The sequence below is a fragment of the Shewanella sp. CG12_big_fil_rev_8_21_14_0_65_47_15 genome, assembly GCF_002783505.1.
Taxonomy (GTDB): Bacteria; Pseudomonadota; Gammaproteobacteria; order Enterobacterales; family Shewanellaceae; genus Shewanella.
The window spans coordinates 1-12,168 of record NZ_PFGL01000032.1 but is presented as its reverse complement, the minus strand read 5'-3'; the positions used below and the strand labels follow the sequence as shown (position 1 = coordinate 12,168).

Annotated in this window: 16 protein-coding genes; 8 read left to right on the top strand and 8 right to left on the bottom strand. The window is 45.5% G+C overall.

Annotated elements, in window-relative coordinates; all coding sequences use genetic code 11:
- Window positions 1-14 precede the first annotated feature (14 nt).
- From rpsD to rplQ, 3 genes are read left to right on the top strand one after another with little or no spacing between them, the layout of a single operon-like run.
- Window positions 15-635, top strand: coding sequence for a 30S ribosomal protein S4 (gene rpsD / locus COW15_RS08970; RefSeq protein ID WP_198781927.1), 621 nt, complete (start codon window positions 15-17; stop codon window positions 633-635).
- 24 nt (window positions 636-659) lie between these two features.
- Window positions 660-1,649 carry a DNA-directed RNA polymerase subunit alpha gene (gene rpoA, locus COW15_RS08965; protein ID WP_007644468.1) on the top strand — a complete coding sequence of 330 codons (990 nt, stop codon included), beginning with the start codon at window positions 660-662 and terminating at the stop codon, window positions 1,647-1,649.
- Between the two features lie 40 nt (window positions 1,650-1,689).
- On the top strand, window positions 1,690-2,085 hold the full coding sequence (gene rplQ / locus COW15_RS08960; protein ID WP_007644470.1) for a 50S ribosomal protein L17: 396 nt from the start codon (window positions 1,690-1,692) through the stop codon (window positions 2,083-2,085).
- Window positions 2,086-2,147: 62 nt separating this feature from the next.
- Here rplQ and COW15_RS08955 read toward each other — a convergent pair whose 3' ends face one another.
- The 6 genes from COW15_RS08955 to ccmA form a co-directional block, all read right to left on the bottom strand.
- Window positions 2,148-3,152: an ABC transporter substrate binding protein gene (locus COW15_RS08955; RefSeq protein WP_293631888.1), complete on the bottom strand. Its 1,005-nt coding sequence runs from the start codon at window positions 3,150-3,152 to the stop codon at window positions 2,148-2,150.
- Window positions 3,153-3,257: 105 nt separating this feature from the next.
- Window positions 3,258-3,746: a cytochrome c maturation protein CcmE gene (gene ccmE, locus COW15_RS08950; RefSeq protein WP_007644472.1), complete on the bottom strand. Its 489-nt coding sequence runs from the start codon at window positions 3,744-3,746 to the stop codon at window positions 3,258-3,260.
- Window positions 3,743-3,943: a heme exporter protein CcmD gene (ccmD, locus tag COW15_RS08945; protein ID WP_198781930.1), complete on the bottom strand. Its 201-nt coding sequence runs from the start codon at window positions 3,941-3,943 to the stop codon at window positions 3,743-3,745. The genes ccmE and ccmD overlap by 4 nt, the downstream gene beginning before the upstream one ends.
- Window positions 3,943-4,689, bottom strand: coding sequence for a heme ABC transporter permease (locus COW15_RS08940; RefSeq protein WP_293631887.1), 747 nt, complete (start codon window positions 4,687-4,689; stop codon window positions 3,943-3,945). The genes ccmD and COW15_RS08940 overlap by 1 nt, the downstream gene beginning before the upstream one ends.
- Before the next feature lies 1 nt (window position 4,690).
- Entirely contained in the window at window positions 4,691-5,377 is a 687-nt protein-coding gene (gene ccmB, locus COW15_RS08935; RefSeq protein WP_293631885.1) for a heme exporter protein CcmB, read from the bottom strand.
- A gap of 11 nt (window positions 5,378-5,388) precedes the next feature.
- Window positions 5,389-6,039 (bottom strand): cytochrome c biogenesis heme-transporting ATPase CcmA, encoded by a 651-nt coding sequence (gene ccmA / locus COW15_RS08930; RefSeq protein ID WP_293631883.1) that lies wholly within the window; start codon window positions 6,037-6,039, stop codon window positions 5,389-5,391.
- A gap of 317 nt (window positions 6,040-6,356) precedes the next feature.
- Here ccmA and COW15_RS08925 point away from each other — a divergent pair, with 317 nt between their 5' ends.
- On the top strand, window positions 6,357-6,656 hold the full coding sequence (locus tag COW15_RS08925) for a c-type cytochrome (protein WP_293631881.1): 300 nt from the start codon (window positions 6,357-6,359) through the stop codon (window positions 6,654-6,656).
- A gap of 88 nt (window positions 6,657-6,744) precedes the next feature.
- On the opposite strand, the gene ccmI is transcribed toward COW15_RS08925, so the two are convergent.
- Window positions 6,745-7,992 (bottom strand): c-type cytochrome biogenesis protein CcmI, encoded by a 1,248-nt coding sequence (gene ccmI, locus COW15_RS08920; RefSeq protein WP_293631879.1) that lies wholly within the window; start codon window positions 7,990-7,992, stop codon window positions 6,745-6,747.
- A gap of 400 nt (window positions 7,993-8,392) precedes the next feature.
- Here ccmI and COW15_RS08915 point away from each other — a divergent pair, with 400 nt between their 5' ends.
- From COW15_RS08915 to COW15_RS08900, 4 genes are read left to right on the top strand one after another with little or no spacing between them, the layout of a single operon-like run.
- Complete coding sequence (locus tag COW15_RS08915; protein WP_293631877.1) at window positions 8,393-10,372, top strand: heme lyase CcmF/NrfE family subunit; 1,980 nt, start codon at window positions 8,393-8,395, stop codon at window positions 10,370-10,372.
- Between the two features lie 11 nt (window positions 10,373-10,383).
- Window positions 10,384-10,938: a DsbE family thiol:disulfide interchange protein gene (locus COW15_RS08910; RefSeq protein WP_293631876.1), complete on the top strand. Its 555-nt coding sequence runs from the start codon at window positions 10,384-10,386 to the stop codon at window positions 10,936-10,938.
- A complete protein-coding gene (gene nrfF, locus COW15_RS08905) occupies window positions 10,935-11,414 on the top strand; it encodes a heme lyase NrfEFG subunit NrfF (protein WP_293631875.1) in 480 nt (159 codons plus the stop codon). Before COW15_RS08910 ends, nrfF begins: the two co-directional genes overlap by 4 nt.
- Window positions 11,411-11,995 carry a TlpA disulfide reductase family protein gene (locus COW15_RS08900; protein ID WP_293631874.1) on the top strand — a complete coding sequence of 195 codons (585 nt, stop codon included), beginning with the start codon at window positions 11,411-11,413 and terminating at the stop codon, window positions 11,993-11,995. Before nrfF ends, COW15_RS08900 begins: the two co-directional genes overlap by 4 nt.
- Here the strand turns inward: COW15_RS08900 and COW15_RS08895 are convergent.
- On the bottom strand, window positions 11,964-12,168 hold a 205-nt coding region (locus tag COW15_RS08895), incomplete at its 5' end, for a hypothetical protein (RefSeq protein ID WP_293631873.1). The genes COW15_RS08900 and COW15_RS08895 overlap by 32 nt on opposite strands.

Genomic DNA, 12,168 nt, shown 5'->3' with positions numbered 1-12,168 from the left:
GTTGGAGAAAGATCATGGCAAGATACTTGGGTCCCAAGCTCAAGCTCAGCCGCCGAGAAGGTACAGACCTTTTCTTAAAAAGCGGTGTGAGAGCAATCGATTCAAAGTGTAAACTGGAATCTGCACCTGGACAACATGGCGCTCGTAAGCCACGTCTGTCAGAGTACGGTTTGCAGTTACGCGAAAAACAAAAAGTTCGTCGTATTTACGGTGTGTTAGAAAAACAATTCCGTAACTACTACAAAGATGCTGCACGTCTGAAAGGCAACACTGGTGAAAACCTGTTGCAACTTTTAGAAACCCGTTTAGATAACGTTGTTTATCGTATGGGCTTCGGTGCGACTCGTGCAGAATCACGTCAGCTAGTAAGCCATAAATCAATTATGGTTAACGGTCGTGTTGTTAACATTCCGTCATTCAAAGTGTCTGCGAATGATGTTGTGAGCATCCGCGAGAAGTCACGCACTCAAGCTCGTATCAAAGCGGCTTTAGAAGTGGCAGCTCAACGCGAGAAGCCTACATGGGTTGAAGTCGACAGCGCGAAAATGGAAGGTGCTTTCAAGCGCGTTCCAGAACGTAGCGATTTGTCTGCGGAAATTAACGAACAGCTGATCGTCGAGCTTTACTCTAAGTAAGGCTAACAAACAAGAGAGGACACAATGCAGGGTTCTGTTACAGAATTTCTTAAACCGCGTCTCGTTGATATCGAGCAGGTTAACTCAACACGTGCCAAGGTTACACTGGAACCGCTTGAGCGTGGTTTCGGCCACACTTTAGGTAACGCGTTGCGTCGCATCCTATTGTCGTCTATGCCCGGCTGCGCGGTTACCGAAGTCGAGATTGACGGTGTACTGCACGAATACAGCAGTAAGGAAGGCGTACAAGAAGATATCCTTGAGATATTGTTAAACCTGAAAGGGTTAGCAGTGACTATCGAGGGTAAAGACGAGGCTATGCTTACGTTGAGCAAGTCCGGCGCAGGCCCTGTCATCGCAGCAGATATCACGCATGATGGTGATGTCACTATCGTGAATCCTGATCATGTTATCTGTCATTTGACCGGTAACAATGATATCAGCATGCGTATTCGCGTTGAGCGTGGTCGTGGTTATGTGCCAGCATCTGCTCGTGCACAGACCGAAGACGATGATCGCCCAATCGGCCGTTTGCTGGTTGATGCTTCTTTCTCGCCAGTCGCACGTATTGCCTACAATGTAGAAGCAGCTCGTGTTGAACAGCGTACTGACTTGGATAAACTCGTTATCGATATGACCACTAACGGTACTATCGATCCTGAGGAAGCTATCCGTCGTTCTGCAACCATCTTAGCCGAACAGCTGGATGCGTTTGTTGAGCTGCGTGACGTGACTGAGCCAGAATTGAAAGAAGAGAAGCCGGAGTTCGATCCGATTCTGTTGCGTCCTGTCGACGATTTAGAGCTAACTGTACGTTCGGCTAACTGCTTGAAAGCCGAAGCGATTCATTACATCGGAGATCTGGTACAGCGCACTGAAGTTGAGCTGCTTAAGACCCCTAACTTAGGTAAGAAATCTCTTACTGAAATTAAGGACGTTTTAGCTTCTCGCGGACTGTCGTTAGGTATGCGTTTGGAAAACTGGCCTCCAGCTAGTTTAGCAGACGACCTATAAGTCTCAGGTTTGTACAGATTTAGGTTATAAGGATTAGGTCATGCGCCATCGTAAGAGTGGTCGTCAACTTAACCGCAACAGCAGCCACCGCCAAGCTATGTTCCGTAACATGGCAAGCTCACTGGTTCGTCATGAGATCATCAAGACAACCGTAGCTAAAGCGAAAGAACTGCGTCGCGTAGTTGAGCCTCTGATAACACTTGCTAAGAGTGACAGCGTTGCAAACCGTCGTTTAGCGTTTGCACGTACTCGCGACGCTGAAGTCGTAGGTAAGTTATTTACTGAGTTGGGTCCACGTTACCAGGAACGTCCTGGTGGCTATACCCGTATCCTTAAGTGCGGTTTACGTGCTGGTGATAAAGCCCCTATGGCTTACATCGAGCTAGTTGGTCGCCCAGAAGCTGCTCAAGCTGTTGATGTTGAAGCTGCTGAATAATTAAGGTTACACATTTAAAAAACCGGGCAATAGCCCGGTTTTTTTATGCCTTTAACTTGTCTCTAATCCACCCATAGCGTTTGTTTTTCTATCTCTTTAGGTAGATTTATCTGCCATCTCTCAATTCCTCGCCGACTAAACATAAATCTCCCTAGATCATCTGTTGCCGGAAAAAGGTTTTCTGGTTTTTCACCCGCAAGGATTTTCGCTGCCATTTTTGCCGCTATGGTGCCGTGATGATAGCCATCCAGCACATAGCCACCTATGTTGCCATCGGCGGAGACACTGAACCCCCAAAAACCAAAATTGGGTACCGGTGTATTTTTCGCAATCCATTTAAGTAGTTGTTCAGCGTCGACAGATTGGTTATCGGCATCTCTTACTGTTTGATAGAGGGCCACAACAATGGCGTTATAGCCTTGCTCCTTGGAAGATAGCACTTGTTGTTGCCACTCCTCTAGGCGATTCAGTTGTACAATGTTAATCTCAATATCGCTCAACATACTCGATTGCTGTTTGCTAATGTAATCGGCCGCCAGCTTTGATGTATTGCCTTGGTCGAACATTACCAATATTTTTCGATGCTGTGATTGTGGTAAAAGCCGATGGATAAGAATTAATGAGCGTTTAAGCAAAGGTCTTTCAAGTACACCAGTAAACAGTTTATGTTCATTTAGATGGTACTCCCTTGGATTCATATTCACCCCGAGATAGACCACTGGGATTTGACTGATATCTAAGCGTTCATGCAGAAAATTAACGGCATTGTCGTCAGCGAGGATCACAAGTTGCGGCTTTTGTTGTTCGATGAATTGCCATGCTCGATCGGCTCGTTCAGCATGTTGGCTCTTGGGTATACGCTTCGTATCCATTTCGAAATAACTCACTTCATGTTGCGGAGTGAGGTTATCAAGAACGGCCTGATAGTATTGTTTATCCCACAGATAGCCCTGGTGATAACTTTCTATTACCACAATTTTCGCCGCATAGACGTTAGGAAAGTTGCCGCAAAATGCAAGCAGAAACATTAACAGAGATCGGTTGGTACAGGATATGAGAGAGGTCATGTGCAGTTTTCTTGAGGGAAACTGCTTTTAGTATAGTTCAGCTTTTGCCGCTGAAATTTAGGGATAAAAAAAGCCTCACGAAGAGGCTTTTACAATTAGCATTGATTACTTAGGCGCCGGTGTCTTTTGCTGGCTGTAATCGAGTTTTTCGTGTTTTTGGCCCATGGCCTCGGCAACTTCAGGTGGCATATAGTTCTCATCATGCTTGGCTAATACTTCGGTCGCTGCCAATTTACCATCTTCGCCTAACACACCCTGGGCGACAATGCCCTGTCCTTCACGGAAGAGATCGGGTAATAGGTCATCATAGGTCACTAGGATTTCACCACCCAATGAGTCGTGCACTGCGAATTGTACATGCAGACTGTTTGGGTCGCGGACCATAGAGCCGACAGTTACCATACCGCCGACACGAATGCGTTGTCCTACTTCGGGTTTCACTCCTGTGTCAGTTTTGCCGTGAACAATTTCAGAGGGTGTATAGAACAGGTTGAGGTTGGAGTTCAGCGCATACAGCAAAAGCGAAGCAATTGCAGCAACACCACCGATTAATGCTACAGCTAGCGTCAGTCTCTTTTTGCGTCTTGGGTTCACGATTTGGTACTCCTAGTTTCTTTAAGGCGCTCTTCTCGGTTCATTTTCTTGGCAATCTCAATCAAGACTTTACGCTTTTGACGCGCACTCGTAATGATAAGCGTTGACAGGCAAAAGAAGGTCACACCGTAGGATAGCCAGACATAGAATGCATAGCCGCCCATGTTGAAAAAATCACTGATTGAATCGAACTGCATTATTTGACCTCCTCAGCCTTCGCAAGTTCACGTACCCAAGGGCGCATGCCATTTCTTGCTAAAATCTCTGCCTTAAACCTCACGATAGTGATGGCGCCTATCATAAGGCCGAAACCTAACATATTGATTAACAGTGGATACAACATTTCAGTCGACATAGTCGATTTAGAGGTAATTTTGATGGTCGATGGCTGATGTAATGAGCTCCACCACTCAACGGAGTATTTAATAATTGGGATATTAATTACCCCTACGATTGCCAAGATCCCCGCAGCACGCGCCGCAAGTACTTTGTCTTCAAAGGAAGCATAAAGCGAGATCACACCTAAATAGAGGAAAAGCAGTACCAATTCAGAGGTGAGGCGTGCATCCCATACCCACCAAGTACCCCACATAGGTTTACCCCATGCCGCACCCGTGAAGAGCGCAATAAAGGTAATGACTGCACCAATAGGTGCGATGGAAGCCGCTGCCCAGTCAGCAAGCTTGACCTGCCAGACAAGGCCAATAAAGGCGGCTGTCGCCATCCCCATGTAGGCGGCCATCGACATAGAGGCCGCTGGAACATGGATAAAGATAATGCGGTAGCTATCGCCCTGTTGGTAATCGGTCGGGGCAAATAGCAATCCCCAGACGGTACCCACGGTAATAAAAAGACAGGCTAAGGTAGCAAACCAAGGAAATAAAGTTCCTGATAATTTATATGCGCGCTCAGGATCCGCATAAGGGTGTAACCATTTCCACATTTTAGTTAGTACTCACTCGCAGAGATGCACCAATTGCAAAAGGTGCCAAGGTTAACGAACCGATCAACATAGCGCCAATTATAGCGAGCTGACCATCATAGGGTAAATTCATTCCTGCCGCATCTATAGCACTGGTCGCGAAAATGAGCACTGGAATATACAGGGGCAAAATAAGCAAGCTGAGGAGCACTCCGCCTTTGCGTAAGCCAACCGTTAACGCTACGCCAATAGCGCCAAGTAGCGAAAGCACCGGTGTCCCGAGGGCGAGTGTTGCAATGAGGGCACCGTAACTGTTGCTATCAAGATTGAGAAGCACTGCGAGTAGTGGCGCGATAATAATCAGTGGCACACCGGTTAAAATCCAGTGGGCTAACACTTTCGCTAATACCAGAATGGCTAATGGTTGTGGGCTCAAGAGCATTTGTTCTAAGCTGCCGTCACTAAAGTCAGCTTTGAATAAACGTTCAAGCGAGAGCATAGATGCGAGCAACGCCGCGACCCAGATTATCCCAGGGGCAACGCGGGCTAACATCTGTGGCTCAGGCCCGATACCCAAAGGAAATAAGGTCACGACCATTACGAAGAATAATAACGGGTTAAAAATATCGCCGCGGTGACGGATAGCAATTTTAAGATCCCGCTGTAGCAAGGTAAAAAATGCCTGAGTAAAGCTGATGCCTCTTTTCATTATGCTTAACCTTATACGAAGCGATAATCTAGACGAATTTTACGTAGCCTATCATCTTTGATAATGCCCATATCTTGGTGAGTCGTGAGGAGCACGCAACCACCATTATCCGCATGTTGGATAAATAACTGCTCCAGTTCTTCAACCCCTTTTTTATCGATCGCTGTAAAAGGTTCGTCGAGGATCCAAATTCTACTGTTATTGTGCCAGAGTCGCGCTAAGGCGGTTCTACGGTGCTGGCCAGCGGATAAATGTCCTGCGAGCGCTTCTTCAAAGCCAGTTAAGTTGACTTTGGCTAAAATTGAAGCCGTATCAAAATCATCATAACCACTGATTCTTAAATTGAAATTAAGGTTTTCTTCGGCTGTTAATTCGCACTTTACTCCGGCAAGATGGCCTAAATACAACAAGTCTTCATTGTACTCATCGCGGCAGCTGTTGATATCTTCATTGAGATAATAGGTTTGTCCCGCATAGGGGCGTGAAAGGCCGGCCAAAATGCGCAGTAAGCTGGTTTTGCCCGCGCCATTAGGTCCTTCAATTTGGACTAAGTCACCAGCATTAATTTCAAAGCTTAACTCATCAAACAGGATACGTTCTTCGCGGATACATGTCAGCTTGCTCGCTGATACCAGTGTGTTTACTAAAGTTATATTTGTCACTGAACCCTCTATCTCAAGCCGGAAGGAAACACAAGTGATTCTAACACAAACGTTATTGGGGGGTTTACACTTGCTTTGTACTAGATGTCAGCAATTTGATGTGGTTCCAATAACCGCAATATTTATCGAACTTTTTTACGACTTGCTAATATATTAACGAATTTGTCACGCTTGTCGCCTGATAAGATTTACGCTGAGATTCTAATCACAAAAAGATGAGATTTATTGAAGTTTGTAGTAACCTTAGTCCGCTACTATGAGTCTGCCTCGAAGGGCAGCGTCGAGCTTTGTACGTATTTGCATTAGGAACATTGAACATGAAAAAACTGTTAGCAATGACTGCAGTCGCTGCTTTGACTATGTCGATCAACGTGTCAGCTCAAGAAGCTGAAGCTATTTTCAACAAGGCATGTACCGTATGCCACAGCATGGGTGTTGCTGGTGCGCCAAAAGCACATAACGCTGCAGAATGGGAACCACGTTTAGCTAAGGGTATTGATACTCTATTGCACAGTGTGAAAACTGGCCTAAACGCTATGCCACCAGGTGGTATGTGCACTGATTGTACTGATGAAGATTACAAAGCAGCTATTGAGTTTATGTCTAAAGCTCAGTAATTTTTTCAGTGTTAAAAAAACCGGCGTAAGCCGGTTTTTTTATATCTGCAATAAAGCTATTGAGGCTTAATACATTAAGGGGCGTACATTATTGTACTTGAGTATCTAAGATGAGGCTGGCACTTTCACCTACGGCAACTTTACTGATTTTACCTTGAATATCACCCGCTTGAGGTTTGATATTGCCATGTTTAGATAATACCGCAATAACTTCTACATTGGTTGCTTGACTGAGCTTTACATCGCCTCCCATACCCGTGCTGTCATCTAAAGTCACCGTTACTGGTAAAGATTTAGCACTGACTTTAGTGGCCGCTAGCGGGATCTTTGGCCCTTCGGTGGCGCGTGCAAATATAAATATCGTATCTTCGGGGCTGGCCTTGGCTGCAAGTTCGGGGGAAATCGAGATAGCTATGCTCACCGATTTGGTCGTAGTCTTCGCTAGTTTGTGCGCGTCATCGTTTGGCATACCCGCAGTTTCAGCTTTCATCCGCAAATTAGCGGTTTCGATAGCTTCCATCAAGGCGGCGCGATCGACATCGGTACGATCACTGTCGAGAATGGTTTGCCACGAGGTGATCGCTTTTTGGTAATCTGCCGTGAAAAAGGCATCCATACCCACAAGCAATAGCGTTGAAGGATCCTGGGCATCCATCGCTAAGGATTCATCGATGAGCGCTTGGATTTGCGGTGTCATTTGCTGGCCTGCTTTGTAATACATGGCCGTTGCTTTAGGGCCTAATAATTCGGCATGTTTTCCGACTAGCTCCATCACTTTATCGAATGCGGCAATGGCTTTATCGAATTGATTTGCAGAGATATAGGCGTGACCTAGGCTAAACCATGCTTGACTGTTCTCAGGCTCTGCTTGAACCTGAGTTTCCATCATTTGTACGCGTTGTGCCATGATTTGCGCCGCATCCATGCCTGCATGGGGATTGGCGGGTTGGGCATTACCTATGTTTTGGAAGGCACCTAAATGTTGATAGAGGTAACCCGAGATGGCAATCAAACATATCGACATTAATGATGGCCAGAGAATGGTTTTGGGCTTGATTTGATTTACCAGGGAATCATCACCCGCTTGTTTGATATCTTGCAGCAAGCTGATTTCCAGCTCTTTCTTTAAGGCATCGAACTCGGCTTGATCCAGTAATTCTTCGCTAAGCTCTTTTTCAAAAGTCGCCAAACGTTCATTAAACAGTTCGAGGTTCGTTTGTCTACGCACGCCGGCCTCTTCTGTGCGTAATAGTTTTTGTTGTCTGAAATGCGGGATCCAAATCAGCGTTAGGCTGACTAACACAACAAGCGCAATAAAAATCCAAAATGTTGTCATTGTTTCTATATTCACTTTAGTTTGCATAAAAGCGGTGTTACCGCCGGCTTGGAAGCAAGATTATACGTAAAGATTATTCATTGAACAGTAATATAAGGTATTCACAACCCTGAAAGCTTATAGTTGGGCACTGGTTCACAAATTGATCCTTCTTGTCAAATTTGTATGAAACTTAAGGCTCATCTATCTGTCACATCCAGAACTGTGGGCCTTATATGACTTTTATTTACCTCAAAAATTGAGAATGAGACAAGTCACCCAGTTTTGTACGAAAGAGGCAGACAGGAACAATAGCAAATACTAAAATGAGCAAAATTTCGTGCGTTTGCGTGAACAGCATGTTGTGCGTTGGTCTAGAATCTTTCTAAATCAACATATTATTAGAGACTGAGGAAAACCCATGATCCCAGAACTTGGACACTTTTCGTTGATAATAGGAGTGGCATTTGCCTTCTTATTAATCAGCGTTCCCCTAATAGGTGTTGCCCGTAAAGATCAATATTTAGTGAGATATGCTTGGCCGTTAACCTATGGAATGTTCTTCTTTATCACTTTATCTGTGATATCACTTGGTTACAGCTTCGCCGTTGATGACTTCTCCGTGGCCTATGTGGCACATCACTCTAATTCACAGTTACCTATCTTCTTTAAGATTGCGGCCGTATGGGGCGGTCATGAAGGGTCTCTGCTGTTCTGGGTGTTTGCGTTATCCACTTGGGCCGCCTCAGTCGCTTTATTCAGTAAAGGCTTAGAAGAAGTGTTCACTGCCCGTGTACTGGCGGTGTTGGCACTGATTGTGATTGGCTTTAGCTTATTTATGTTGCTCACATCGAGCCCATTTGAGCGTTTATTTCCTATGCCAGCAGAGGGGCGTGACTTAAACCCTATGCTGCAGGATGTGGGATTAATCTTCCATCCACCTATGCTGTACTTAGGTTATGTGGGTTTCTCGGTGAGTTTTGCCTTTGCGATTGCAGCCTTAATGAGTGGTCGTTTGGATTCAGCCTGGGCTCGTTGGTCACGTCCTTGGACATTGGCCGCTTGGATCTTCCTCACTGGCGGTATCGCACTAGGTTCTTGGTGGGCATATTACGAATTAGGTTGGGGTGGCTGGTGGTTCTGGGACCCAGTGGAAAATGCCTCCTTTATGCCTTGGTTAGTCGGTACTGCGCTGGTTCACTCCTTGATTGTGACCGAGAAACGCGGCGCTTTCCGTAACTGGACTGTATTGCTGTCTATCTTCGCCTTCTCTTTAAGTTTACTCGGTACCTTTATTGTGCGTTCTGGGGTGTTGACCTCAGTGCATTCATTCGCAGCGGATCCAAGCCGCGGTATGTTTATCCTATTACTGCTGGGTTTAGCTATCGGTGGTTCGTTAACGCTGTTTGCTTTCCGTGCCAGCGAAATGAGCAGCCCTGCACGCTTCGAGCTGAAATCAAAAGAAACCATGCTGTTAGTCTGTAACGTGTTACTGACGGTTGCAGCGGGCACTGTACTGTTGGGAACCTTATATCCACTGCTGATCGATGCCTTAGGTATGGGCAAGATCTCTGTTGGACCTCCATACTTCAACGCTGTATTTGTGCCTATCGTACTTGTGCTGTTTGCCTTTATGGGTGTAGGTCCAATCATTCGTTGGAAAAAATCCAAAGCGGGTGAGCTGAAACGTCAGTTACTGCTGCCAGCACTCATTTCAATTGCAATTGGCGTTGTGATGCCATTCATTATTGATGGTGCCTTTAATGCATGGGTTGCCTGTGGCATCGCTGCCGCGACATGGATTGTTCTAGCGACAGCAAGGGCGGCCTATAACATTGTTAAACCCAAAGACGGCGATGTGAGCATGGCTCGTATGGGGCGCAGTCAACTCGGCATGATCCTCGCCCACTTAGGCATTGCGGTTTCTGTGATTGGCGCCACTATGGTGTCCAATTACTCGATTGAGAAAAGTGTTCGTATGGGCCCTGGTATCAGTCAAGAATTGGCGGGTTACACCTTTAAATACCTTGAAACTAAGAATGTTGTCGGTCCTAACTACACCGCACAGCAAGGTCAGATAGAGATTTATAAGGGTGATAAACTGCTGACATTACTCAAGCCTGACCGTCGCCAATACAATGTCCGTACTATGGATATGACCGAAGCCGGTATCGATTGGGGTCTGTTCCGCGATTTGTATGTGACTATGGGTGATCCCATCAGCAGCACTGAGTTTGCGGTACGTTTAAACTACAAGCCCTTCGTTCGTTGGTTATGGTTCGGGGCAATTTTTATGATGATCGGCGGTTTCTTTGCGGCATCGGATAAGCGATATCGCTCAAAAGTTGCTGAAGTTGTTAAGCCGCAAGCTGGTAAAGTGAAATTGGCAACGGTTCAATAGTTGGGGAATGTATGAAGAAGTTGGTTCTGTTTATCCCATTGGTCATATTTCTCGTCATGGGGGTGTTTTTATATAAAGGATTATTCTTGAATCCACAGCAACTGGATTCAGCCCTAGAAGGAAAGCCGGTTCCGGCTTTCCAACTAGAACGTCTCGAAACACCTGCTGAGATGATTACGAACGAGCAATTGAAAGGTAAAGTGTCATTACTCAATGTGTGGGCGACTTGGTGCCCATCTTGTAAATATGAGCATCCTTTCTTAGTGATGTTAAAACGTAAAAATCTTCTGCCAATATATGGAATTAACTATCGCGATGAACGTGCTCCCGCATTGGAAGAGTTACGGCGCCAAGGCGATCCCTATAACGTCAATATTTATGATAAAGATGGTCGTTTAGGGTTAGATCTTGGTGTTTATGGTGCACCTGAAAGTTTTGTTGTTGATCATAATGGTATTATTCGCTATCGCTATGCCGGTCCAATCGATCAGCGTGTATGGAGTGAAACCCTGTACCCAATGATCCAACAATTACAAGCTGAAGCAGTGAAGGATGGCGCATCATGAAAATGCTGACAAAACTCATCGGTGGTCTAGTGCTGTTGTTCAGCATGACGACCGCCGTCATGGCAACACCAGTCGATACTTACGAATTCAAAACATCTGAAAATCAAAAGCGTGGTTTGTCTTTGGCCCATGAACTGCGTTGTCCACAGTGTCAAAATCAAAACTTGATCGATTCTAATTCTCCCGTTGCCCGAGATTTGCGTCTTGAAGTCTTTAAGATGGTTGATGAAGGTAAAGGAGATGAGGAGATCATCGAGTTTATGACCAGCCGCTATGGTGAGTTTGTACTCTATAAACCCAAAATGGAGACTAAAACCTACATTCTCTGGTTAGGCCCCGTTGCCCTATTGCTATTCGGGTTACTTATCGGTTTTGTCTTTATTCGTAAGCAACGTATTGGTGGTAATGCCCCGCAGGAAATCAGCGCCGAGGATCAAAAGGCGTTGGATGTGTTACTCAAGCGTGATAACAAATGAAACATACATTAGCGACTGCATTGATTCTATCCTGCGTATCGCTATTTGCTGGTGGTAGTGTTTACGCTTACCCAGGCATGCAGCAGGCAACTAAACCGATAGAGTCAACGGTCGATCTGATCAATGTATTGCCTAAGACATTCCCTATCAAACCCGTAGTCTTTAATGATGTCGATGGCAAAGCCATCGACTTCAGCCACTACAAAGGTAAAGTCATCATGGTGAACATGTGGGCAACTTGGTGTCCACCCTGTGTAAGAGAGCTGCCTGCGATTGAGAGATTGGCAACTAAGTTTAAAGCGGAAGACTTTGCGCTGTTACCAATATCCATCGATGCCGAAGGTAAACAACAGGTGCAATCGTTTTTGAACACACTTGGGATGACAGGGTTTAACTCATATTACGATCCTGAGCAAAACCTAGGACAAGTATTTCCACTTGATACTATTCCTGCCACCTTTATCCTAGATCAAGACGGTCAGCTCATTGCGTTTGTGCGATCTTTTGTCGATTGGGATGACGCAAAAGCTGTCTCATTAATCCAAGGTTTTATTGATAAAGGCCGTGAAAAGCCCAATTAATCGGCACTTTGCATAGAAAAGAATCGTTATTGTTTAAAAGATCGCCATGCGATCTTTTTTCATTTAAAAAGCCCTTGCGGACTTTCTCAATCTCCCTATAATGCGCATCCACTGACACGGCAGACAGCGAAAGCAAGCTGGCGAGTGAGGTTGAATTGAGTAGCTTACTCTCT